The 23,000-nt window shown below is 39.5% G+C and carries 22 protein-coding genes and 2 pseudogenes; 15 read left to right on the top strand and 9 right to left on the bottom strand.

Features of this window, described 5'->3' with window-relative positions; all coding sequences use genetic code 11:
• Window positions 1-194: 194 nt before the first annotated feature.
• Entirely contained in the window at window positions 195-2,108 is a 1,914-nt protein-coding gene (locus MUO15_RS15035; RefSeq protein WP_245030369.1) for an LTA synthase family protein, read from the bottom strand.
• A 252-nt stretch (window positions 2,109-2,360) separates the two neighbouring features.
• On the opposite strand from MUO15_RS15035, the gene MUO15_RS15030 reads away from it, so the two are divergent.
• From MUO15_RS15030 to MUO15_RS15015, 4 genes and pseudogenes are all read left to right on the top strand, one after another.
• Window positions 2,361-2,816, top strand: coding sequence for a DinB family protein (locus MUO15_RS15030; RefSeq protein WP_245030367.1), 456 nt, complete (start codon window positions 2,361-2,363; stop codon window positions 2,814-2,816).
• A 60-nt stretch (window positions 2,817-2,876) separates the two neighbouring features.
• A pseudogene (locus MUO15_RS22200) lies at window positions 2,877-3,229 on the top strand (biotin transporter BioY).
• Window positions 3,230-3,421: 192 nt separating this feature from the next.
• Window positions 3,422-4,558, top strand: coding sequence for a CapA family protein (locus tag MUO15_RS15020; protein WP_245030365.1), 1,137 nt, complete (start codon window positions 3,422-3,424; stop codon window positions 4,556-4,558).
• Window positions 4,559-4,705: 147 nt separating this feature from the next.
• On the top strand, window positions 4,706-5,038 hold the full coding sequence (locus MUO15_RS15015) for a winged helix-turn-helix transcriptional regulator (RefSeq protein WP_245030363.1): 333 nt from the start codon (window positions 4,706-4,708) through the stop codon (window positions 5,036-5,038).
• A gap of 215 nt (window positions 5,039-5,253) precedes the next feature.
• Here MUO15_RS15015 and MUO15_RS15010 read toward each other — a convergent pair whose 3' ends face one another.
• Window positions 5,254-5,427 carry a hypothetical protein gene (locus MUO15_RS15010; protein WP_245030361.1) on the bottom strand — a complete coding sequence of 58 codons (174 nt, stop codon included), beginning with the start codon at window positions 5,425-5,427 and terminating at the stop codon, window positions 5,254-5,256.
• Between the two features lie 288 nt (window positions 5,428-5,715).
• Here MUO15_RS15010 and MUO15_RS15005 point away from each other — a divergent pair, with 288 nt between their 5' ends.
• Both MUO15_RS15005 and MUO15_RS15000 read left to right on the top strand, forming a co-directional pair.
• Window positions 5,716-6,021: a transposase gene (locus MUO15_RS15005; protein ID WP_245029473.1), complete on the top strand. Its 306-nt coding sequence runs from the start codon at window positions 5,716-5,718 to the stop codon at window positions 6,019-6,021.
• Entirely contained in the window at window positions 6,021-6,932 is a 912-nt protein-coding gene (locus MUO15_RS15000) for an IS3 family transposase (protein WP_245030359.1), read from the top strand. The genes MUO15_RS15005 and MUO15_RS15000 overlap by 1 nt, the downstream gene beginning before the upstream one ends.
• A gap of 306 nt (window positions 6,933-7,238) precedes the next feature.
• Here MUO15_RS15000 and MUO15_RS14995 read toward each other — a convergent pair whose 3' ends face one another.
• The gene (locus tag MUO15_RS14995) at window positions 7,239-7,967 is read right to left on the bottom strand and encodes a sulfite exporter TauE/SafE family protein (protein ID WP_245036049.1); all 729 of its coding nucleotides are present in this window, start codon (window positions 7,965-7,967) and stop codon (window positions 7,239-7,241) included.
• Window positions 7,968-8,174: 207 nt separating this feature from the next.
• On the opposite strand from MUO15_RS14995, the gene MUO15_RS14990 reads away from it, so the two are divergent.
• On the top strand, window positions 8,175-8,420 hold the full coding sequence (locus tag MUO15_RS14990; RefSeq protein ID WP_245030357.1) for a DNA alkylation repair protein: 246 nt from the start codon (window positions 8,175-8,177) through the stop codon (window positions 8,418-8,420).
• Between the two features lie 119 nt (window positions 8,421-8,539).
• On the opposite strand, the gene MUO15_RS14985 is transcribed toward MUO15_RS14990, so the two are convergent.
• The 4 genes from MUO15_RS14985 to MUO15_RS14970 all read right to left on the bottom strand — a co-directional run bounded on the left by MUO15_RS14985 (window position 8,540) and on the right by MUO15_RS14970 (window position 13,003).
• The gene (locus tag MUO15_RS14985) at window positions 8,540-9,130 is read right to left on the bottom strand and encodes a hypothetical protein (protein WP_245030355.1); all 591 of its coding nucleotides are present in this window, start codon (window positions 9,128-9,130) and stop codon (window positions 8,540-8,542) included.
• Window positions 9,131-9,139: 9 nt separating this feature from the next.
• On the bottom strand, window positions 9,140-10,309 hold the full coding sequence (locus tag MUO15_RS14980) for a ParM/StbA family protein (protein ID WP_245030353.1): 1,170 nt from the start codon (window positions 10,307-10,309) through the stop codon (window positions 9,140-9,142).
• Between the two features lie 613 nt (window positions 10,310-10,922).
• Complete coding sequence (locus tag MUO15_RS14975; RefSeq protein WP_245030351.1) at window positions 10,923-11,687, bottom strand: SDR family NAD(P)-dependent oxidoreductase; 765 nt, start codon at window positions 11,685-11,687, stop codon at window positions 10,923-10,925.
• 116 nt (window positions 11,688-11,803) lie between these two features.
• Window positions 11,804-13,003: a class I SAM-dependent rRNA methyltransferase gene (locus MUO15_RS14970; protein ID WP_245030349.1), complete on the bottom strand. Its 1,200-nt coding sequence runs from the start codon at window positions 13,001-13,003 to the stop codon at window positions 11,804-11,806.
• A 202-nt stretch (window positions 13,004-13,205) separates the two neighbouring features.
• Between MUO15_RS14970 and MUO15_RS14965 the strand changes: the two genes are divergently transcribed.
• The 4 genes from MUO15_RS14965 to MUO15_RS21710 all read left to right on the top strand — a co-directional run bounded on the left by MUO15_RS14965 (window position 13,206) and on the right by MUO15_RS21710 (window position 15,435).
• A complete protein-coding gene (locus MUO15_RS14965) occupies window positions 13,206-13,646 on the top strand; it encodes a MarR family winged helix-turn-helix transcriptional regulator (protein ID WP_245030347.1) in 441 nt (146 codons plus the stop codon).
• Window positions 13,633-14,835 carry an MFS transporter gene (locus MUO15_RS14960; RefSeq protein ID WP_245030345.1) on the top strand — a complete coding sequence of 401 codons (1,203 nt, stop codon included), beginning with the start codon at window positions 13,633-13,635 and terminating at the stop codon, window positions 14,833-14,835. The genes MUO15_RS14965 and MUO15_RS14960 overlap by 14 nt, the downstream gene beginning before the upstream one ends.
• A gap of 91 nt (window positions 14,836-14,926) precedes the next feature.
• On the top strand, window positions 14,927-15,283 hold the full coding sequence (locus MUO15_RS14955) for a DUF488 domain-containing protein (protein ID WP_245030344.1): 357 nt from the start codon (window positions 14,927-14,929) through the stop codon (window positions 15,281-15,283).
• A gap of 17 nt (window positions 15,284-15,300) precedes the next feature.
• The gene (locus MUO15_RS21710) at window positions 15,301-15,435 is read left to right on the top strand and encodes a hypothetical protein (protein WP_256464135.1); all 135 of its coding nucleotides are present in this window, start codon (window positions 15,301-15,303) and stop codon (window positions 15,433-15,435) included.
• A gap of 45 nt (window positions 15,436-15,480) precedes the next feature.
• On the opposite strand, the gene MUO15_RS14950 is transcribed toward MUO15_RS21710, so the two are convergent.
• The gene (locus MUO15_RS14950; RefSeq protein ID WP_245030342.1) at window positions 15,481-16,830 is read right to left on the bottom strand and encodes a dipeptidase; all 1,350 of its coding nucleotides are present in this window, start codon (window positions 16,828-16,830) and stop codon (window positions 15,481-15,483) included.
• Between the two features lie 146 nt (window positions 16,831-16,976).
• Here MUO15_RS14950 and MUO15_RS14945 point away from each other — a divergent pair.
• Window positions 16,977-18,619, top strand: a pseudogene (locus tag MUO15_RS14945) (SLC13 family permease).
• Window positions 18,620-18,929: 310 nt separating this feature from the next.
• Here MUO15_RS14945 and MUO15_RS14940 read toward each other — a convergent pair.
• Complete coding sequence (locus tag MUO15_RS14940; protein ID WP_245030340.1) at window positions 18,930-19,784, bottom strand: MurR/RpiR family transcriptional regulator; 855 nt, start codon at window positions 19,782-19,784, stop codon at window positions 18,930-18,932.
• Between the two features lie 139 nt (window positions 19,785-19,923).
• Here MUO15_RS14940 and gnd point away from each other — a divergent pair, with 139 nt between their 5' ends.
• The 3 genes from gnd to MUO15_RS14925 all read left to right on the top strand — a co-directional run bounded on the left by gnd (window position 19,924) and on the right by MUO15_RS14925 (window position 22,994).
• Window positions 19,924-20,820, top strand: coding sequence for a phosphogluconate dehydrogenase (NAD(+)-dependent, decarboxylating) (gene gnd / locus MUO15_RS14935; protein ID WP_245030338.1), 897 nt, complete (start codon window positions 19,924-19,926; stop codon window positions 20,818-20,820).
• 79 nt (window positions 20,821-20,899) lie between these two features.
• Complete coding sequence (gene gntK, locus MUO15_RS14930) at window positions 20,900-22,441, top strand: gluconokinase (RefSeq protein ID WP_245030336.1); 1,542 nt, start codon at window positions 20,900-20,902, stop codon at window positions 22,439-22,441.
• A gap of 130 nt (window positions 22,442-22,571) precedes the next feature.
• Window positions 22,572-22,994: a hypothetical protein gene (locus MUO15_RS14925; RefSeq protein ID WP_245030334.1), complete on the top strand. Its 423-nt coding sequence runs from the start codon at window positions 22,572-22,574 to the stop codon at window positions 22,992-22,994.
• The last annotated feature ends 6 nt before the right edge of the window (window positions 22,995-23,000 follow it).

Below are 23,000 nucleotides of genomic sequence, written 5' to 3'. Positions count from 1 at the left end.
TTCACGTCCTCTCGTTTGCTCCCTCTATTTTAGTACATTATAAAGAATTGATACAGCAGAGTGTATTTTTGCATTGAAAAGGGGATCCACAAAATGGGGTCATTCCATTTTGTTACGCGCTGACAACTTTCTTTATAGCACTACTGTACTTTATCTAAAAAACCCTCACCACCTATGTGATGAGGGTTTCTCGACTATTCTTCCTGCTTTTGTTTATTCTGTTCATCCATTGGCTCTACGACTCTTGTTTCATCAAGATAACGGAGGAGATCTCCGTATATCACTGAATCAGACATCGTTAGTTCTTCTTTGGCTTGTTTAAACCCAGGGTCACAAAGCTCTGCTTCGATTTCTTCACCTGTCTGCCTGTCATAACAAGAACCTTGAATTCCGACATATTTTTCACTTGCAAAGTCCCCGTCGCGAGTAACCATCAACTGGCGACGATCTTCATTTAATAAATCATGACCAAATTGAATTGGGTTGTTATCTTCAATTCCGAGCATGTTCATTAGTGTAGGACGAAGATCAACCTGACCGCCCACTGTATGGTTCACCTGTGGTTCTATTCCCTTGCCGTAAAACAATAGTGGTACACGCTGAAGTTGAAATTGTTCAAATTCATTAATGTCTTTACCTAAATACTCACCCATAGCTTTTTGGTGATTTTCTGAGATCCCGAAATGGTCTCCGTAGATCATTAGAATCGTATCATCATAGAGTTCAGATTTCTTAAAGTTTTCTACAAACTGCTTCAACACTTCATCTTGATAGCGAATGGTTTGGAAATAACGATTTAACGTACCACTTGATGTGTTTCCTTCTTCGATATATTTCTTATCTTCCGGCAATGTAAATGGGTGATGGTTCGTTAATGTGATCATCCTGGTGTAGAATGGCTGCTCTATTTTTTTCATTTTATCCAACGATTGAGCAAAGAAATGTTCGTCTAACAATCCCCACCCATAGGAATTCTCTTCGGTCACATTATAATCTTCCTTTGAATAAAACTTATCAATCCCTAGTGAATCATACATCACGTTTCTGTTCCAGAAAGTCTTATCATTAGCGTGCATAACACTCGTTGAGTAACCATTCTCACCTAACACTTCCGGCATTGCCTCATACTCATTACTTGAATGGGTAAAGAAGACAGCACCACGGTTCGTAGGGTACATGGAGTTAGCTAGAAGAAATTCTGAATCTGATGTCCGTCCCTGCTTAACTTGATGGTAGAAGTTATCAAAGTAGAGCCCTTCTTCCTTCAAATCATTAAAGTATGGTGTAATCTCTTCACCATGTAACTTATTATCAACAACAAATGTTTGAGTACTTTCTAGTGAGATCGCAATCACATTTTTACCTTTTGCTACGCCTGCATATTCGGCATTTAAAGGTGTATTCTTTTCATTTAAATAGTTAATAACAGGAACAAGTTCGTTACTGTCAGCCAAAGTCTTCTTCATTTCCGTCTTCCCTTGCAAAACAGCATCATATACATGGTAGTTAATTAAACCAATATATTTCACAAGCATATTACGGTCAAAAGTACGTTGAAGAAGATCCGTACGCTCTGTCTCAGCCCATGCCAAGTTTACTAGGAAAAGCGGAATCGCAACAATAGCTAATACCAATCCTTCTCTCCGTTTTGGCAAAAATAAACGCAGACGCTCTGCTTTTAAATAGAATAATAGAAAGGCAGCCACAAGGACATCAATAAACAGAAAGGCATCTGTCGCTGCAAGGATGCTGGTAATACTGCTTCCCATTCCAGCTAAGTTGACAACTTGTTCAAGCATGGGAATCGTAATGAAATCACTATATTCGCGGTAAAAAAGAATATTTACGTACAAAAGCAATGACCCAAGAATATAGGAAACGAGCATACCTTTACGACCGGCTACTAAAATACCTAGACCAAAGATGAGTAAGATACTGCTCAGCGGGTTAAAAGCTAAAATAAAACCTTCATTCGTGTTTTCAACACCTAGATCAAAGATGTTAAACTGAATGTAGGTCATTTTGAGCCAAAACATCCCGATAACAAGGGCGTAGACTAATACTTTTAACATTGTATTTTTATTTAAATATTTTTCTTTTTTAAACATTTGAAAAACCTCCGTTAAAATTACACTTACCCATTTTACATTATTTTTACTCCTTTTTGAACCAGAAAACACCCTCTTTTAACAAAATGAAATAATTGTAACAGTTTAAACAACGTTCTGATCATAAAAATGGTCATAAACTACTACATAAAATGTCTTCGTGTAATATAGACGTTTTTGATTGACGGTTGGTTACAAGAATACTAGCTTTAATTGTGAAGGAGTAACTATTTTTACAGGAGGGGACCGAATATGAGTAAAAGCGCCCAATTCATTGATTACTTCTTATCACACCGCGAGGTAACAAAAGAATTAGCTGCAAAAATTGATCCTGAACATTATACGTACAAACCTACACCTACATCTATGGAAGCACAGAAGCTAGTCAATCATATCATCGAAACAACGTACACTTTCGTAAGACTAGCAAACAAACAAGACCCCGAGAAACTTTTTGATGAAATTGATTCCACAGAATTATCCGAAAAGGTGAACACGTACACAGAAGCCACCGTTAAATTGCTTAGTTCGTTATCTGATGATAACTTTGAACAAGTGATTGATGTAAGTCAAATAGTCGGGAAAAGGATTCCTGCTAGTCAACTGCTAAACATGGCAATGGATCACGAAATCAATCATAAAGGCAATCTTTTTGTTTACCTTCGAGAAATAGGGCATACCGACCTTCCTATGTATGTAAAAGTTTAATTATAAGGGTCGCCTATGAAGGCGGCCCTTCCTATTCCCTCTTCATCTTTCATTTAACAAATAATTTTCTTTTTCCTCAGCTACAAAGGCTATGCAGCTACAGGGGCAATCGGGATTCCGGTATTTGCGGGGTTTAGCGTTTGCCCCCAAATATTAGCAGGACCAACCGGCGGGTACATTATTGGTTTTATTGCAGCCGCCTTTTTCACTGGAATTATATTAGAAAAACGAGCTTCACCTTACGTATGGCAATGATCGCCAATACTGCAGGCATGATCATCACATTACTGTTTGGCACGATTCAATTAAAATTCAGTGTAGATTTAGGATGGAATGAAGCACTTGCAGCAGGCGTTTATCGATTTGTAGTCGTCGGATTGATCAAAGCCTTTCTGGCAAGTTGGTGGGGATAACTGTAAGAAAACGGCTAATTTAAGCAAGCCTAATCACCAAGACATATAAGAAATCGTCTAATATATAACCTGACCATTAATTGGTCAGGTTTTTCATTGACACTTTAACCTATTAAAAAAAGCGTAAAACATCTGTTATAATAAAGACAAAGTTCGACTTTATTCCTAATTATTAAAAGGGATCGTGATGTTATGCGTTTTCACCCTATATTCCTCCTCTTATTTATAAGCATTTTTGCGGCTGCTTGTGAAGGGAAAACTTCCCCTGTTGAAGAAGCAAAGTTATCGCCCTCCTCCCAGTCTTCCCTTGAGCAAAAGGCCATCCCTGAGCGGCCCTCAGAAATAAGTATCTCAGCTATTGGTGACATGCTCATACATGACCGTGTGTATAATGATGCTAAAACGAGTAACGGCTACGACTTCATGCCAATGCTTAAACAAGTCAAACCATACTTAGAAGATACAACAATTACAATGGCTAACCAGGAAACGATGATTGGCGGAGAAGATCTCGGTTTATCTGGGTACCCTGCCTTTAATACCCCTAAAGAAATGGGTAATAACCTCAAGGAACTCGGAGTAGATGTGGTAACACTGGCTAATAATCATAGCCTAGATAAGGGAGCCCGAGGCATTCGTAGTGCAATCGAGCATTGGGAGACCATCGGGATGATGTACACAGGCGTTTATAAGAGTAAAGAGGATAGCAAAGATATTCGGGTGTACGAAACTAAACAAGAGATCGACATAGCCTTTTTAAGCTACACCTATGGAACGAACGGCATACCTGTTCCTGAAAGTGAACCTTATCTTGTTAACCTTATCGATAAGAGAGAAATGAAACAAGATATCGCACAGGCTAAGGAGATCAGTGATGCTGTCATTTTAAGCCTGCATTTCGGCAAACAATACGAACCAATGCCTAATCAGCGGCAGAAGAAGCTTGTTCAATTCACAGCTGATCTGGGTGTAGACGTAGTCATCGGACACCATCCACATGTGCTACAGCCAATCGAATGGGTAGAAGGCAAACAAGGCAATAAAATGCTTGCTGTTTATTCCCTGGGAAATTTCTTTTCAGGTCAGGATGCATTTATGAAGAGAATTGGTGGCATTATAAAATTCAACATTGTAAAAGATCAAAACAACGTACAAGTTAAGAATCCCCGATTCCTGCTAACCTATGTTACATCATCTGGTGCACATAACTATGAGGTCATCCCAATGCATAAGCTAACCCCAACGCAGCTTAAAAATTATAAGCAAGTTATGGAAGAACAAAAGCAACACCTCTCTCAATGGCTCCCTGAGCTAGCTTTTATAGAATAAGGACAAGCAAAGACACTTGAAATAATGCTTAATTCAAGTGCCTTTGTTACTTTAAGTAATGAGGTTATTTTTCATTATTAAGGCAATAAATATCATTTAATAACATGCAGGCTAATGATATAATGAAGGTAATGGGAGTGATGAGACATGAACAAATCGATATGTCCTCGTTTTGAAAAAGCAATTGGCCTCCTAAGTCAACGCTGGACAGGTTTAATCATCTACCAGCTTTTAGAAGGTAAACAACGCTTCTGTACAATAGAATCCTCTATTGGCATTAGCGGAAAAGTACTTTCAGACCGATTAAAAGACATGGAGAAAAGTGGATTGGTAAAGCGAGACGTGTTTCCCGAAACCCCTGTCCGCATTGAATATTCTTTAACTGAAAAAGGCTTGTCTTTAAAACCAATTATGGATGACATCGAGAAATGGGCTCATGATTGGGTCGACCTTGAAGAAAACGGCACGATAACTAAATAACTTCAAAAAAGGGATCTCAAGTCACTGAGGAATCCTTAAAAAATAAAGAGCTACCTATTTCTTGTTGATAAACGCGAAATAGATAGCTCTTTTATTATAACGAATCCATTATACTCCCCGGCAACCACGTTTTATTTGCACATTTGACAAGACAATTTTATAAAGACCCCTTCACAAATTGGCTTTGAATAGCAGTTTTCACTCTACGAGCATTATTATACAGCCTTAAACTGCTCCTCTTTCATAAGTTCAATTACTTCATCTACGTTGGTCTGGAAATAGACTTTTTTTACTAACTCACCCTCAATAGAAATAACCGACGGAAAGTCTTTGATACCGTAGTTTTTTAGAACAGTCTCTGAAGTGATTAAATGAACATTAATCGGCAAATTCCCCGACTCTTCAAGAACTTTTTCTTTTGAAATAACGTACAACTTATTTCTTAAAGAGGGTGCTTTTTTTATGTAAGAAATAATATCCTCGCACCTATTACATGAAGGTTGCAAAAAAAGGATTATGGCTTTATCACCCGATGGTAAAGTCACCACATTATTGTTGTGGTCAAATTCACGAAAAGCGGGAGCTAACTCCCCCTCCTTTTAGAGTTAGTATAAAAAGTGGACACAAGTATTGAACCATGTTTTAATCATCACAAAGCATTAAAGGACGTGTTCACATTGACCCAAAAGTACAGAAATTATGACCCTGAGTTTAAGCTTTATGTTGTGAAGTTAATGGAATTGGACGGACACAAAATGACGGACCTTAGTCAGAAACTCGATATTCCCTACGGTAACCTTAAAAGATGGAAGACGGAGTATCGTGACCAAAAAAAGAAGGAAGAAAAAGAAGCACAGAATCAACTGTTGACCGCCTCTGAGTACAAGGAAATGTATGAAAAAGAGAAAAAAAGTAACGTAGAGCTCCAGGAGGAAGTCGACATTTTAAAAAAGGCCATGCACATCTTCAATCAGGAAAAGTAGTGAAGTTCGAGTTCATTCATGAACACCGACACGAACACACCATTTCGAGGATGTGCCAAGTTCTTGGTGTGTCTAAATCTGGTTATTATGATTATTTGAATCGCCTGGACAGAGAAGAAACGAAAAGAGAGGCTTGGAACCGTTATATCGATGAACGGATCCTCTTCCATTATCATGATAATTATGGGTGTTACGGCAGCCCTCGCATCCACTTTATGCTTCGAGAAGTGGATCAGGTGGAGGTTTCTCAAAAGAAAGTGACGAATCGAATGAGAGAACTGGACCTTTATGCCACACCACCTAAAAAGTTCATCAATACGACAGACTCTGATCACGATGAAACCATTCACTCAAACCATTTAAACCGTGACTTTCTTCCAGAGGCCCCAGACCAGGTTTGGGCTACTGATATTACTTATATTCACACAGGAGAAGGCTTTTTATATCTGAATCCTGTCATTGATCTTGCTTCCCGACGGATCATAAGTTATCAGTTAGACGATCATATGGATCACACCCTGTGCTTAAAAGCTTTAGAAAAGGCTTTGGCCATTCGTAACCCTAAGTCGGGTTGGATTCACCATTCAGATCGTGGCTCTCAGTACTGTTCTAAGGCTTATTTAGATACACTTAAGGAGGCAGGAGCGACCATAAGTATGAGTCGGAAGGGAAACCCCTACGACAATGCATGTGCAGAGAGTTTCTTTGCCTCTCTGAAAAAAGAATACCTGTACAAACATGTTTATGAGACAAAAGCAGAAGCCAAACTAGCCATTCAGTTTTACATCAATTTTTATAACCAAAAACGACTCCATTCTACATTGGACTATTTAACTCCGTTAGAAAAAGAAAAGAGCTATAAAATGAACCATGATAAAAAGCTCAAAAAGAACCAAATGTCCTCTGCCTAAAGGAATGAATTGGTTTTTGATTCTTTCCTTTAGGCGGAGGCATCCAAGCGTCTCGAAAGAGGACGCGCGGAAGAAAAAGAATGGTTCAAATACCGGTCTATGAATGTCCACTATATTGACAGATCTCCAAAACAAAATTTCCCCTAAGCGTGTACAAAAGAAAAGAGAGCTAGTAAAAAAACCTACAAAGGAAGGATTTTCCTTAATAAACAACGAGCATAACCGCCCCTCCTAACACAGCTCATGTGGTAATACATTTAATTCATTGGATCTTTAGTCAGCCCAGCAGGCTGACTTTTTCTCCTTTTACCCATTTGAGATTAAACGTTCTAGAAGTAAATAAAAGCCAGTAAACAGCAAGAGGATATAAGTAAATAGCCTAAACAAACGTTGACTCACCCACATGAAAAGCTTTTGACCTACAACCAATCCAATGATCACTAGCGGCAAAGCTAATGCACTTGACACCCATACAGTTTGAGTCGCTCCCACAAACACAATCTGGACAGCTAAGCTTGCTGAATAGATAAACAAATAAAAGGCAAGAGTGGTTGCTCTGATCTTTTCTTTACTTGCTCCCGTACCTGAAAAGTAAAGAAGTAAAGGCGGGCCTGGCATACCAATGCTAGTCGTTAAAGCCCCGGAAATACCCCCTACGAAAAAATCTCTTTCTTTTGTTTGCTTCACCCGAAAAGAAAGGATCAACAGAAATGTTAACAGTAAAATAACCAAGCTTACTACTAGCTTCAATTGAGCTGTATTAACATATAAGAATATAACGATTCCTAATACTAATCCTGAGAAGCTACCTGTGATAAACCTCTTTAATATAGTCACATCTACATCCTGATGGACCTTCCGTATAAGAGCTACTGAAATCACTAATGATAGTATCAAGTTTATTTGGATCGCTTCTTTTGGTTCAAACAATAATAGTAAAAATGGTGTTGCCATTATTGAAAAACCAAAACCAGTACTCGTTTGTAGAATAGAGGCTGCCACAATGATGATACTAAAAAGAACAATTGCATCCATCTTACTCACTTACCCTTCTGTATTACACGAAATTTCTCAGCTATCCCACTTTTCTATTTAATCTTCTGTAGATATTAATCGATATTTCCCGGGAAATGTCGACTTTTCAGTTAATGTAGTAGGATTAGTTAGTTTTCATAACATTTTGTACTACTTTTTGTATAAGGAGGGGGTAATAGTATAAAATAATTCCTGGAGGTGAAAAATATGCATCCATATTTATGCCCTAACTGCAAGACGAACCGTTCCAGATTTAATAAAATCAAACAACTTTCTACTTCAGTTAAACTGGACCCCAAAACTGGTGAAGTCCTATCAGAATGCGATACTGGCCAATTAGCTACCTTCCATATGGACTATAGAGGCCCGGAATATAAAGTCCAATGCGGAGCTTGTGGATTAATTGAAGAAGAGAGAACTTTTCTTGCCTTTGCCGACCATAACCCATTGTAAAAGAACTGCTATAATTATAGCAGTTCTTTCATTATACATATAACTAAGTCTGGGAATTTGGCTCCTAAGTCCGGGAATTTGAAAGAGCCAAAAGCTTTATAGGCTTTTGGCTCTCGGTATTATTTATTCATACTGGACAGAAAATCACCAAGAAGGTCATCATCTTCCTCTTTTTCCCCTTGCTCTTCACTCTGATTTTGATGCAGTTCACCATGAAGATTATCAAGGCTTAAGTCATCTAGAGCACTATCATCAAATTCCATTTCAGCTTCTTCAGTAACATCAGGTTCTTTTTGCACTTCATATTCAACATTTGACATTGTTGCTGCTGTTTCTTCTTGTAAATACAATGCGTCGTTGATATCTACGGAGTTACTGTTTAGTGAGGCTAAAAGTGTCATTGCTCTTGTTGGATCGATCATAAGCTGGTAGATGATGCTTCCCATTAGCGCTTCAGAATGCTCATGCTTCATCCAGCTTCGTTGTTCTTTCGTCAGTTTTCTAGGTAGTGGGATTGTGACTGTTTCTTTTTCTTTAGAAATTGATTCACTAACCCCATCCATAACGTATTGTGCAATTTTACTTGAAAAGTTTCTTCTTTCTTTTTCTTTAAGCTCGGTCAATTGCTTCAATAAGTGATCAGGAGTGTCGGAAGGAACACGAAACGTAATGGACTGTCCCCGCTCAACACTCTTCTTGGTGTTACTCATTTAATCACCTTACTTTGATGGAGTAACTTCTGTTTTCTTGTTTTCTTTCTCAGATTTACGCACGAAGTCAGAAATGAGCTTATAATACGCATTGGCCATCATCCAAATGCTTTCATTTTCATCTTCAAAAAAGTCAATGTTGAAGCCATCCAGTTTATTGTTAAGTGTTTTAATGTAGTCTTTCAGTACAGCAGATCCACCGCCAACAAAATAGCAAATCTCGGACTGAGAGTTTTTCTGCCATACATTTCTTAAAAAGCGGTATTGCTTTTTAGCCAATTCCAACAAAATGCGATCTGTAATGTCATGGACACTTGTACGGCTTCCCCTAACCATAATGTGATGACGATCATTTTTCCTTGTGATAATGTCGACCACATCACGACGACTGTCTAACTCCACTCCATGTTTCGTCAAGATTTCCTCTCTGATCTGCTCCAACGATTCTGCCACACCAAGGTTAAAGCCCTGAGCCTTATCATCGTCTACATTTCTATTTCTAATCACCGCAATATCAGTAGATAGACCACCGATATCCTGAATAAGGATTTGCTTATCAATCAAGTCCTTATTAATGATAGTAAGGTCATTATCCATAACAAGGTTAACGAACGCTGCAAATCCCTCAGGGTACACTTTGACTTCATCGAATTTGATATTCACTTTCATACCTTGGTATTTCGGTGTAACGAGAAATTCAACTTGATGCACAGAGCCTAGAAGTTGTGAACGATAGCCTACGTCTTTGCCTTCTTTAACTTCACGGAGAGGCAACCCTGTTCCTAATGTGTAATTAGCCTCGACAACATTATTCTTTGAGGATTTAGCATCTTTATTAGCTACTGAATCCATTGCTAGAGATGCAAATAGCATTACAAGTGTTTGATCTTCCTCTGATTTACTGCTCCCAGGATCAAGCTCTGTAGAGTTGTCACTTTTTGCTGCAAGGTTTCCTACACGATAGATAGCATTATTTTCAGCGAGTGCCGGTGAATGGACACGTATATGTAAGTTGTCGAGTGGGTCCTTGTCATCTAGATCTTCAATGCCTATAACAGGGCGATCTTCTAAGTCTCTTGCAATGACATTAGGGATATATAGTTCAGATTCCAATTTTCCGAAATTTGCTTTTACTGCATCATTTCCTACATCAACAGCTGCAATTCTTGATTTTGTCATTTTAAACTCTCCTTTTTATTTCAAACAGTAGGTTACTAGAGATAACCTGCCTCTATATCAAACATATTAAAATTTCTCATAATAGTCAATGTGCCTTTTTGCGTGTTCTTTTGTGCACGCAAGAACACAAAAATGAATTCTTGCACACAAATAAGCACACCTACTGTAAAAGCAGCTTGCGTACTTATTTGTTTACTTGCAAACTGAAATGTGTTCTTTTTGAAAACAAATTGTTTGCAAGTACACTTTTTTGTATATTCTATTCTCCTGTTAGTAACTACCCCCTTTTCTCACAGTTATTGTAAACAAGAACTATAGGATTTATCTGTAGCAAAACAAGATGAACTAAACTACGAAAATGCTTCAGGAATGGATAATAGAGTAAAAGTTCTAAAATAATGTACAATCGAGTCAAATTTAAATGAAATAAAAGCCTTTTAAAGGCGGTTTAATAGATTTGACATGCCATAAGACCTTAATTGCTAAGAAAGCTCACAGAAGGCCTTAAAGATGCTTTTGCGTCATAAAGAAAAAATCATTACCCCTACTCAGTATGAAAAACACAAAAAAGAAGAGCAGCCTTTTAAAGCTGCCCTCCAATTCCTTACATGAATTATGTTGCGCCCATTCCACCATCTACACGATATTGTCCGCCGGTAACAAATTTACTATCGTCAGAAGCTAGGAATAATACTAAATTTGCTATATCAGCTGTTTCCCCATAACGATGGAGAGGAATGGTACTTGTGAAGGATTCTTTTGCCTCTTCGCCTTTACCAGGATTCATTCCTTCTTCCAGTGATCTCATCATTCGTGTGTTTACTGGTGATGGATGGATGGAGTTCACTCTGATATTTTCCTCGGCAGCCTCAAGTGCAGCTGTTTTAGTTAAACCCACAACACCATGCTTTGATGCAACATAAGGAGCTACACCAGGACTTCCCATTAAACCAGCTACAGAGGACATATTGATGATGCTGCCTTCTTTCGCCATAACGGGCAATACATGTTTTAGACCTAAAAAGACTCCTCGAACATTCACTCCCATTACTTTATCGAAATCATCCACTGATTGTTCAACAATAGGCGCAACTTTTCCCTCAATACCAGCATTATTAAAGAAGATATTAGGTGAACCTAATTCTGACACTGCCTTTTGTACATATTTCTTTACCTCAGATTCATTTGTTACATCGGCTTGAATGGTAACGACTTCACCAAATTCCTCAACTTCAGATTTAGCTTTACTCAGAGCCTCTTCCTCTAGATCAACAAGTGCAACTTTAGCTCCCTCTTGCAAGAAGCACTTGGCTGTTTCTTTGCCAATACCGCCTGCACCACCAGTAATATAAGCTGTTTTACCATCTAATTTACCCATATTCTAACCGCTCCTTTTATATAAAAATCGTCTATACTCAGTTTTCCCACCCTCGTATTTACCCAAACTGACCATAAACGAATGTTATTTATAGGAGAGACATGATTAAGACAAGCTTATCCTTTTAGCAATTGTATAGAAACAACTTTAAGATAATCCCCTTCTTTAAATTCAGAAATCGTTTTGTAATCTTCAGGAAGCGAATACTCCTCAATCAGCTTATATGCTACTGAAGCATCTTTAAAAGCCTTATCAATAAATGTTTTGAACTTCTTCATACCAAATTTGCTGCAGTTTGTTGAAGCTATAATGACACCTTGTTCTTCAGTAATCGCAATCGCTTCTTTCAGCAGATTCGTATAGTCCTTCTCAGCACGGAAGGTGAATTTCTTTGACCGGGCAAAGCTTGGGGGATCAAGAATAACTAGGTCAAACGATTTCTGCTTCTTTTTAGCATATTTAAAGTATTTGAATACGTCATCGACAATAATATCCTGAGCTTCATAATCAATCCCATTAAGACTAAAGTTCTCGATCGTTTTCGCATAGCTGCGGTTCGCTAAATCGACACTCGTTGTATGTGATGCTTCGCCAAGTGCGGAAAACACTGAGAAGGCACCCGTATAGGAGAAGGTGTTAAGCACCGTCTTACCTTTGGCATACTGATCTCGGATAGCTCTTCTCACTTCACGCTGATCAAGGAAGATCCCTACCATGGCACCTTCATTTAAATAGACAGCAAAATCCACACCATTTTCTTTGACTATAATAGGAAACTCCCCACGCTCTCCAGCGACAAACTCATCTTCTTCAATATATTGGCCTTGCTTTCCAAAGCGTTTCTTCTGGTAAATGGCTTTGTATTCAACATTACTTTTCAATGATTCGATGACATGATTACGAAATGAATAGATTCCTTCGCTGTACCAATTGATTAAATAGTAGCCAGCATAATAATCAATGGTAAAACCGCCAATGCCATCCCCTTCTCCATTGAATACTCGAAAGGCTGTGGTTTCTGGATCCATAAATAAGTTCTCTCTATCCTTCAATGCTCGTTTAATTTTTTTATTAAAAAGAGTCTCATCGATAGCTTCCGACTCATTGCGGGTCACTATCCAGCCAGAACCTTTGTTTTGTTTTCCATAGTAAGCTTTTCCGATAAAATTTCCTCTTCTATCAACAAGCTTCAAGGTTGTGCCCTCATCCCGTAACTCGTGTTGATTGATCATCGCCTCTTTGTGCAGCAACGGATACCCTTTTCTATACTTATTTACGTGCTTTTCGCTTATTTTCACTATAATTTCCTTCGACATACCATTCTCCTGCCTTATTACGTGATTGAATAACTATAGATAAGATAACACAAAAAAACCCCCTCACCTAGCGAGCAAATTCACTTGGTGAGAGGGATTACTGGTTATAAGTTAGGGCTCTTCTCTTTACAAAAGAATCATGATCTTTTAGTATGTTCTTCATGCGCATTACTTACCTAAGTAAATATCAGGAGTGAATATAGTGAATTTTTCTAATCATCATTTGTTACACCTTTTAAATCAACAAGTCCGTACGTTGAATAAACAAGTTAACGAAAGATTGAAGGTCCACGGATTGTTCCTCTCACAGTGGTCTATTCTTTATTGTTTGTATAAGAAGGGTCCCATGACACAAACATCCATCTGGCAATATTTAAATGTAGAAGCACCTACTGTTACCAGAACCATTACTCGTCTTGTGGAAAAAGGTTGGGTCACCCGTGAAAAGGGATCAGACAAAAGAGAACGGATCATAGAGATTTCAAACGAGGCACATGCTAAAGTGGCTGAATTAGTAGAAATAATTAGAACATACGAGGATGAAATTTTAATAGGCTTGTCTGCAAAAGAAGAAGAACAACTGAGATTGCTTTTGAGAAAACTAGGGTCCAAGGAGCGGAATAACAATTATGAAGAACAATAGAAAACCGATTTGGACTAAAAGCTTTATAAGTGTGTCGTTGGCACATTTCGTAGTTTTTATAACTTTTTATACTTTACTAACGACATTACCTATTTATGTAATAGAAAACCTAGATGGAAGTGGAGCGCAGGGTGGGTTACTCGTGACGATGATGCTTATAGCCGCTATCGTTGTCCGTCCATTTTCTGGCAGACTACTTGAGCAAATAGGCAAAAAGAGAGGCCTAGTTCTGTCGGTTACCCTATTTGCTGCGACCACATTCTTATATATGTGGATCACGCAATATGAGGCATTGTTAGCATTAAGGTTCTTTCATGGTCTCTCCTTTGGGGTGCTGACAACAGCAACAGGAGCTATTGCAGCCGATGTGATCCCGTCCGAAAGGCGTGGAGAGGGGCTAGGATATTTCGCTATGGCGATGAATTTAGCTGTCGTTGTAGGGCCGTTTATTGGCTTGACCATGCTTCAATTCACCTCATTCCACACACTATTTTTAACCTTAAGTGTATCGATGGTCATTGGTCTCGTTTGTTCTTGTGTTGTTCATGTGCCAAAACAACTAGAGCAAACTTCATCTCCAACTAGAAGCAAGCTTTCCATTCATGATTTATTTGAAGTAAAAGCCTTGCCTATCGCGTTCATTAGTAGCTTGGTAGCTTTTGCTTACTCTGGGATTATTTCATTTATCTCCGTGTACGCTAATTCTCTAGGATTGTCAGAAGTCTCCAGTTACTTTTTTGTTGTTTTTGCTTTTGTCATGATTTTATCTCGCCCCTATATGGGTCGTACCTTTGATGTAAAAGGCCCTGGCTTTGTCATTTTACCATGTTTACTTATTTTTGCGGTTGGATTAGTCAGCCTAAGCTTCATCCAATCTGCCTGGGGATTGTTAATATCAGCGGGGTTAATCGGCTTGGGGTATGGATCTTTACTGCCAAGCCTCCAAACGATAGCTGTTCAATCCACTTCTGATTATCGCAGCGGCCATGCTACAGCCACTTTCTTCACTTTATACGATACAGGTATTGCGATTGGCTCCTATGTATTAGGCCTTCTAATTGCGTTCGCAAGTTTTTCAGCACTTTATATCTTTTGCGCCGTTGTTGTACTTGGTGTGTTTGGTTTATTCCTTTTTTATCAGTCTAAACAAAGAAAGCAACAGCATGTTCGTGCATCCATGAAAGCTTAGTGTTTGTCAAAAAGTGGTTTGTTTTCAGGGATTGATCTCACTCATTTAGGGTAAAGGAATACTATACAATAATTTCAAGGAAGGTGATAGAATGTCAGTTGTACTCAAACGCATCTATGATGAAGACACTCGTACAGGTGGTAATAGAATACTAATCGACCGTGTTTGGCCGCGAGGTATATCAAAAGAGGATGCCGACCTTGATGAATGGATGAAGGATATTGCACCAAGTTCCTCATTAAGAAAATGGTTCGACCATGATCCTGAGAAATTTTATGAATTCAAGAAGTCTTATAAAAAGGAAATTCAGCAAAGCTCTGAACGGACTGAAAAACTTGATGAACTAAAAAAGATGGCTGACAGCGAGCGGCTTGTCCTTCTTTTTGCAGCAAAAGAAACGGAATACAACCATGCCGTTGTACTAAAGGAATTGATTGAAGATCATTAACACAGGATGGTGATAGCATGCAGGAGCTCGTAGGCAATTGCCGTCAGTGCGGCAAAGAAATCTCTTGTTTAGATGGTTTTTTGAATGGTGTGGTTGGTGAAGATAAAACGCTTTATTGCTTTGACTGTGCAGACGAAAAAGAAGGCTCATAAAATAGCGGGGCAGGCTTTCACGAAATAAGCTGCCCCGTTTGAATGTTAGAGGTTCTCTAAATACTCGCACACGGTTTCGATCCCTTGTGTGAAATTTTCTAAGTGAAAGTGTTCATTTGGCGCATGCAGATTTTCCGATGGCAAACCGAATCCCATCAGGACAACAGGGGCATCAAGTACTCTGGAAAATACTTCAACGATTGGAATTGAACCGCCTTCTTTAGGAAAAAGCGGTCTGACACCGTACACTTTTTCATACGCTTCTGCGGCTTTTTGGATCATAGGTTCCTGTGAATTTAATGAAACTGGTTTTGCTTGAATCAATGAATTTACTGTGATGCGGCTTCCTTCTAATTTATGTGTTTTCATATGCCGTTCAATACGCTCATAAACCTCTTGAGGATCCTGTTCACCAACAAGGCGGCAGCTTATTTTCGCACTTGCCTCACTAGGTACAATGGTTTTAATGCCTTCACCTTGAAAACCGCCGGTGATCCCATTGATTTCTAAAGTCGGACGGATCCCCGTTTGCTCCTGAAAGGTGAATCCTTTTTCTCCGTACAGTGAGTCTAATCCCAATTCTTGCATCGTTTTTCCTTCATCAAAGGGTATAGCTGCGACTTCTTTTCTAAGGTTATCCGTTACAGTCGGAACTCCTTCATAAAAACCATCCACGGCTATTTTTCCCTTTTGATCATGGAGGGTGTCGAGAATGTGAACGAGCGAGTGAATGGCATTAGGAACACCGCCTCCATACGAGCCGGAATGCAGGTCTGTATTGGCCGTTTTCACACCTACCTCCATGGCAAGAGCCCCACGTAATGATGTACATATCGCTGGCTGCCCTTTTTCAATAAAAGAAGTGTCGGAAATCAGCACAGCATCAGCAGAAAGCTTCTCTGTATTCTTATCAATATATGGTGGTAGATGCGGGCTTGCAATCTCCTCTTCCCCTTCAATGCAGAACTTTACATTGACGGGCAGAGATCTGTGTTCGGTCATAAGAAGTTCTAATGCCTTAATATGAATAAACAGTTGCCCTTTATCATCCGTCGCGCCTCTAGCATAAATTTTACCGTCCTTAATATCAGGAGCAAATGGCTTTGAATCCCATAACTCAAGCGGATCTGCAGGCTGAACATCATAGTGACCATAAATAAGCACCGTGGGTCGGTCATCTGCATGAAGCCAGTCTGCATAAACAATTGGATGGCCGTCGGTCTCAATGACTTCAATATTCTCCATACCTATTTTCTCTAGAGCATTCGCTACCCAATCGGCACCTTTTTGAACATCTTGTTTATGCTCTGATAAGCTAGAAATACTCGGTATTCTTAAAAATTCTTGCAGTTCTTCTAAAAATTTGCCTTTATGTAACTCTACTTGTTCTCTCATTACTTTAGCCTCCTATAATTGCTGTTATATGTCTATTATAATGGTGATAGATGATAATATACAAAATTATCCTAGTGTAAAACACTTGAAATTCGAGCGATTTCGTAATAGTTTAAAAGTTCACACACCTAAAAGGAGGAAAACCTATGAAGTACGCACTTTCCCACTGGTGGAATGATATGTGGAAACTCCACCAGCAGGCAAAAGATCTGCTAAGCTTTTTTGTAAGCGGAAACACAGGCAGTTCTTTTGAAGAGAAAAGCCACAAAGAAGAAGAAGATGGCGGTGGTGATGAACCGCCAGTCCATTATAAACCAGCTCAAAAAATCGGTCTCTGGCTTGGTCCGTTATTATTTGCTATTATGATGATCTTTTTCAACCCTGAAACGTTATCAAGTGAAGGGCAAGCTATTTTAGCCTCGACCATTTGGATTGCGACGTGGTGGATTAGTGAAGCTATACCTATTCCCGTTACTTCACTGTTACCTATCGTGCTATTCCCGATCACTGGAGGCTTAGACCTTGATGCAACGACTTCCTCCTACGGCTCTGATACTATTTTCTTATTTATGGGTGGATTTATTATTGCACTTGCAATGGAAAGATGGAATCTACATAAGCGAATCGCTCTTGGTATCATATCAGCGATTGGGACAAATACGGAGCGCATCATCCTCGGTTTCATGGTCGCCACCGGATTTCTATCGATGTGGATTTCAAATACAGCTACAGCGATGATGATGGTCCCTATTGGCCTTGCTATTATTTATCAAGTGGCTGACTCTCTTAAGAATGACCCGATTGATACATCTAAAGAAAACTTTAATTTTGGTAAAGCTCTTATGCTTGGGATTGCTTATTCGGCTTCAATTGGCGGGCTTGGCACCTTAATAGGTACGCCCCTAATACGATCTTTGCGGGTACAATTGATGAACTTTATGGCATAGATATTTCTTTTGCCCGCTGGATGTTGTTTGGTGTACCGATTGCGGTTGTTTTATTGGCGATCGCTTGGGTGTATCTTGTAAAAGTAGCCTATCCAATGAAGTTAAAAGAAATCCCAGGAGGACGGAAGGTTATCTCTGATGAAAGAAAAGCATTAGGAAACATGAGCTATGAGGAAAAAGCAGTTATGACTGTATTTGTTATCACTGCGTTAGCATGGATCTCACGCTCATTTATACTCGCTCCCCTTGTTCCGGGTATTGACGATGCCGTTATTGCGATTGCCGCTTCCATTGTTCTATTTGTTATTCCAGCCCGAAATAAGAAGGCTAAGGCATTAATGAACTGGGATACAGCAAAGGAGCTGCCTTGGGGTATCCTCTTACTCTTTGGTGGTGGTTTGGCTATAGCAGCCGGATTTAGAGATTCTGGTCTTGCTCAATGGATTGGAGAACAGTTAACCGTATTAGAGGGAGTACCCTTCTTTATCATCTTGCTTGCTGTCATTACACTAGTCATTTTCTTAACTGAAATTACATCAAATACAGCAACAGCGACAATGATGTTCCCGATTATGGCCTCCCTTGCTGTCGCGATTAATGTACACCCATACAGTTTAATGATTGGTGCCGGAGTAGCCGCATCATGCGCATTTATGCTGCCTGTGGCAACACCGCCAAACGCGGTGGTATTCGGATCAGGCTACCTGAGAATTCCTGACATGGCTAAGGCAGGCTTTTGGTTAAATATCATTTCCATTTTCATTTTAGCCATAGCCGTTTATTTCCTTATTCCATTAGTATGGGGGATTACACTCACAGAATTCCCTAGTAACCTGCGTTAAAACAAAGGCCCTCGAAATTTACATTTCGAGGGCCTTTGAATTTGCATTTTCTCCCACCTCAGGTCATCCATAATTTGGATGACCTGAGGTGGAAGTTTATAGATTAAAAGTTAAAACAATGAAATAATGAAGCCTATGACCACGATTAATCCAATAATCATTAATATCGTTCTTAGCATAAGAACACCCTCTTTTCATTTTAGTTAATTTCCCTTTCCCTTATTATCTACGTAACGAAACAATTCAATCTAAAATCATACGTTTTTCCTACTCCCAAATAGTTCAGTCTGATTATATCTCTTGAAAATTCTTATAATCGCTTTAATGACATCGCCTTACGCATATTTTGTAATGCCTGCTTTCCCCCTTGTTCTTTAGCCATCATCACGTTCGTGTACAGAGCATCAATTATACTCAATTGAGCAATCCGTGACGAGAAAGCTTCTGAGCGGAAATCCGTTTCCTCTGCCACCGTATAAAGAGGGATATCCGCTTCCTTCGTCAACGGTGATTTCGCAAAATTAGTGATACAGATCGTTTTCACTTCGTTCTCCTTCAAAACTTGCATGACGTCTAGAGTGTCTTTCGTTGACCCCGAATGTGAAATCACTACAGCTACATCCTCCTTCGTAAGCTGTGAGGCAGACATAAGCTGCATGTGAGACTCAAGTTGTGCACCCACTAGAAGCCCACTACGAATAAATTTATGATAGCAGTCCAATGCTACTACAGCTGAGCCCCCACAACCGAAAAAATCAATTTTACGAGCTTGCAACATGGCATTCACTGCCTCTATTATTGTTGCCCCATCAACGATTTGCAGCGTGCTCTCAAGCGTTTTAATGTTCGAGCGGAATACTTTTTCTGAAACTGTCGAAACGTTGTCTCCATCATTTATTTTTTCATGGATATCTTTTATAGGAGTGACAATCTCTGCGGCAAGAGCAATCTTTAAAGCCTGATACCCCTTAAAACCAATCCGCTTACAAAAACGAAAAACGGTTGATTCAGCTACACCCAGTTCGTCTGATACTTGATTAATCGTATGGTGAATGATCGTTTCAGGGTTATTTAGAATGTAATCGGCTATTTTCTTTTCCTTGTCACTAAATTTCCCATAGCTGCTTCGAATTCTTGCTAATCCATGCTGTGTCTCATTCTCCATTATTCGATCTCCTCGCTTTTCCTTTGTTATTCTCATTATATAAGAAAAAAAGTTTTTTTAAATCCATTGATTACGGAAAAATATTTGATACACTTAGTTTAGAATGAAAAATAATTCTTCATCACTAGGAGGAACTTATATGAAAGTCGGCATGATAGGCCTAGGAAAAATGGGGCTAAATTTAACATTAAATTTGCTGGATCATGACCATGAGGTCGTAGGATATGATACAGACTTAACTATTAAAGAAAAAATTTCACATCAGCAGTTCGAATACCAAGATTCTTTAGCAAAGGTTGTCAATGAACTTCCAACCCCACGCGTCGTGTGGATGATGGTTCCTGCAGGCGAGATAACAGAATCTGTAATTAGTGAATTAACAGGCCTTTTAGAAGCTGGGGATATGGTCATTGACGGCGGTAACTCTAATTACAAAGAAACCTTAAGACACGCGGCCATCCTTGAAGAAAAAGACATGTACTTTTTCGATTGCGGGACGAGCGGTGGTACAGATGGAGCTCGTAATGGTGCTTGCACAATGGTAGGAGGCCATCCTGATAAATTTAAACACATCGAACCACTTTTTGAAGATGTTTCGATTGAGAATGGATACCTTTATACAGGAAAAGCAGGTAGTGGACACTTTTTGAAAATGATTCACAATGGGATTGAATACGGGATGATGCAGTCGATTGCAGAAGGATTCGATATTCTGAACAAAAGTGAATTTGATTATGATTACGAAAAGGTTGCTAAGGTATGGAATCACGGTTCAGTCATTCGTTCATGGTTAATGGAACTGACAGAGCAAGCCTTTGCTAAAGACGCGAATCTTGATGAAATAAAAGGTGTGATGAACTCCTCAGGTGAAGGAAAATGGACAGTTGAAACAGCCCTTGATCATCAAGTAGCTGCCCCCGTCATAGCTTTATCGCTAATGATGCGTTATCGCTCGTTAGAGGACGACACGTTTACTGGAAAAGTAGTTGCTGCCTTACGTAATGAATTTGGCGGTCATGCTGTCGTCAAGAAATAGAAAATAAACTGGGGCAGGACTGCGACTGCCCTTTTTCTGTATATGAAATCATACATAAAGAGCAAAGAGGAGGCACAGCATGAATGCACACTATTATTTAGGCGTCGACATCGGCACAACAAGCACAAAGTCAGTTCTCTTTAACAAAAAGGGTAAAATCATTACACAGCATACGATCAATTATCCACTGCAAACTCCGAACCCCTTAGTAGCTGAACAAGACCCCGATGAAATCTTTGAGGCTGTACTTGGTACGATCCGAGAAGCCGTTAACGAAAGCAAAGTAGATACAAGTCAGATTCAGTTCATTTCATTCAGTTCAGCCATGCATAGCTTTATTGCAGTTGATAAGCACGGCTCATTATTAACAAACAGCATTACATGGGCGGATACGAGAAGTGCCGAATATGCACGAGACATAAAAGAAAACCACAACGGACACGAGATTTATTTGCGGACAGGCACGCCGATTCACGCCATGTCCCCCCTATCAAAATTAGTCTGGTTAAAGGCAGAAGAACCGGATACCTTTGCTAAAGCAGCTAAATTTATTTCTATTAAAGAGTACGTGTTTTATAAATTATTTGATCAGTATGTTGTGGACCACTCGATTGCTTCTGCAACAGGGTTATTCAATTTAGAAGCATTAGAATGGGATCAAGAGGCCCTAGAACTAACAGGGATCACCCCTGATCATCTATCTACACTTGTTCCGACAACACACTCCTTAACTGGCTTAAAACCTGAATATCAGCAGGTTCTAAACCTGTCTGACCACACCCCTTTTATTATCGGAGCTAGTGACGGAGTGCTTTCAAATCTCGGTGTAAATGCAATTGACCCTGGAGTGATCGCTGTAACAATTGGGACAAGTGGGGCAATCCGTACGGTTTCAAGTAAACCTAGAACAGATCCTAAAGGACGGATCTTTTGTTATGCGTTAACAGAGGATCATTGGATTATTGGCGGACCTGTCAACAATGGCGGCATGGTGTTAAGGTGGCTGCGTGATGAATTCGCCGCCTCCGAAGTTGAGACGGCCAAACGCCTCGGAATCGACCCTTATGATGTGTTAACAAAAATTGCTTCATCGATTGCTCCCGGCTCCGATGGCCTAATCTTCCACCCCTTCCTTACAGGAGAACGTGCTCCATTATGGAATTCGAATGCCCGCGGCTCCTTTTTTGGATTAAGTATTCACCACAAGAAACAGCATATGGTACGTGCAGTATTGGAAGGAATCGTCTATAATTTGTACACTGTTCTGTTAGCTCTTGAGGAATTAACGGGTGAGCCAAAGCGTATTCAAGCCACTGGCGGTTTTGCAAGATCAGAAATGTGGAGACAAATGATGACCGACATTTTTGATAAACCTGTTGTTGTCCCTGAAAGCTATGAGAGCTCTTGCCTTGGAGCTGTTGTGCTTGGCATGTATGCTACAGGGGAGATTAAAGATTTCAGTATTGTATCTGACATGATCGGCCACACACATACACACAATCCAGACGAAGAGACGACAGGAGTTTATAGAGAACTTCTTCCTATTTATATTCGCCTGTCTCGCTTGCTTGAAGAAGAGTATGAGTCGATTTCCAACTTCCAGCGCAAACACATTAAATAACTACTTCATCCCCTTCACTAATCGTTAGTGAAGGGGGTTTTTTGTGTCCAACTGTATATGTTTAACTGTTTTACTGTCGGGAAATGTCTACTATCTACTTAATTTTACAAAGGTTAAAAAGGAGGCTCTTATGATCGAAGGCTATCACCATCTTTCAAATGCCTATCGGGTCACAACGTACTTACTCAACATACCGATCGTCAATGATAATTCCCTTGAACAGCGATTCAGGCTCACACTTGGTAACAAACAAACCAGTCTTTCTCAAGCATTAACACTGCTAAATGAAAACAAAATGAATAAAGATAGATTTCATACCCTCTCGTTTGAAATCTACCACTCAGATGAAGTAGGGAATTTACTTTTCGGCGCCTGGAAAAGAGCCACGAAATGGAACGGGCTAAAGGGAAAAAGTACAGTAAAAGAAATGAGTAAATATAAAAGCCAGGTGAAAAGGGACTTGCAGCTAGCGATACCCCTTTTAGAAGAAATTTTAGGGGATGATGATATTAAATATGTTGTCCCAGCGTTATATCGTTCCAAAAACAGATAGATGGAG

It is taken from the genome of Halobacillus amylolyticus (genome assembly GCF_022921115.1).
In the GTDB taxonomy this organism is placed as follows: domain Bacteria; phylum Bacillota; class Bacilli; order Bacillales; family Halobacillaceae; genus Halobacillus_A; species Halobacillus_A amylolyticus.
The sequence above is the reverse complement of the archived record's forward strand: the minus strand, read 5'-3'. Positions and strand labels throughout refer to the sequence as shown.

Excerpts from the sequence above, each read along its gene's own strand:
- MUO15_RS14990 (WP_245030357.1), top strand. The coding sequence starts at position 8,175 with ATGCATCCATATTTATGCCCTAACTGCAAGACGAACCGTTCCAGATTT.
- MUO15_RS15020 (WP_245030365.1), top strand. The coding sequence starts at position 3,422 with ATGCGTTTTCACCCTATATTCCTCCTCTTATTTATAAGCATTTTTGCG.
- MUO15_RS14950 (WP_245030342.1), bottom strand. The coding sequence starts at position 16,830 with ATGAGAGAACAAGTAGAGTTACATAAAGGCAAATTTTTAGAAGAACTG.
- gntK (WP_245030336.1), top strand. The coding sequence starts at position 20,900 with ATGAATGCACACTATTATTTAGGCGTCGACATCGGCACAACAAGCACA.
- MUO15_RS21710 (WP_256464135.1), top strand. The coding sequence starts at position 15,301 with ATGCAGGAGCTCGTAGGCAATTGCCGTCAGTGCGGCAAAGAAATCTCT.
- MUO15_RS15035 (WP_245030369.1), bottom strand. The coding sequence starts at position 2,108 with ATGTTTAAAAAAGAAAAATATTTAAATAAAAATACAATGTTAAAAGTA.
- MUO15_RS14995 (WP_245036049.1), bottom strand. The coding sequence starts at position 7,967 with ATGGATGCAATTGTTCTTTTTAGTATCATCATTGTGGCAGCCTCTATT.
- gnd (WP_245030338.1), top strand. The coding sequence starts at position 19,924 with ATGAAAGTCGGCATGATAGGCCTAGGAAAAATGGGGCTAAATTTAACA.
- MUO15_RS14925 (WP_245030334.1), top strand. The coding sequence starts at position 22,572 with ATGATCGAAGGCTATCACCATCTTTCAAATGCCTATCGGGTCACAACG.
- MUO15_RS14955 (WP_245030344.1), top strand. The coding sequence starts at position 14,927 with ATGTCAGTTGTACTCAAACGCATCTATGATGAAGACACTCGTACAGGT.
- MUO15_RS14960 (WP_245030345.1), top strand. The coding sequence starts at position 13,633 with ATGAAGAACAATAGAAAACCGATTTGGACTAAAAGCTTTATAAGTGTG.
- MUO15_RS14940 (WP_245030340.1), bottom strand. The coding sequence starts at position 19,784 with ATGGAGAATGAGACACAGCATGGATTAGCAAGAATTCGAAGCAGCTAT.
- MUO15_RS15030 (WP_245030367.1), top strand. The coding sequence starts at position 2,361 with ATGAGTAAAAGCGCCCAATTCATTGATTACTTCTTATCACACCGCGAG.
- MUO15_RS15015 (WP_245030363.1), top strand. The coding sequence starts at position 4,706 with ATGAACAAATCGATATGTCCTCGTTTTGAAAAAGCAATTGGCCTCCTA.
- MUO15_RS14985 (WP_245030355.1), bottom strand. The coding sequence starts at position 9,130 with ATGAGTAACACCAAGAAGAGTGTTGAGCGGGGACAGTCCATTACGTTT.
- MUO15_RS14970 (WP_245030349.1), bottom strand. The coding sequence starts at position 13,003 with ATGTCGAAGGAAATTATAGTGAAAATAAGCGAAAAGCACGTAAATAAG.
- MUO15_RS14975 (WP_245030351.1), bottom strand. The coding sequence starts at position 11,687 with ATGGGTAAATTAGATGGTAAAACAGCTTATATTACTGGTGGTGCAGGC.
- MUO15_RS14980 (WP_245030353.1), bottom strand. The coding sequence starts at position 10,309 with ATGACAAAATCAAGAATTGCAGCTGTTGATGTAGGAAATGATGCAGTA.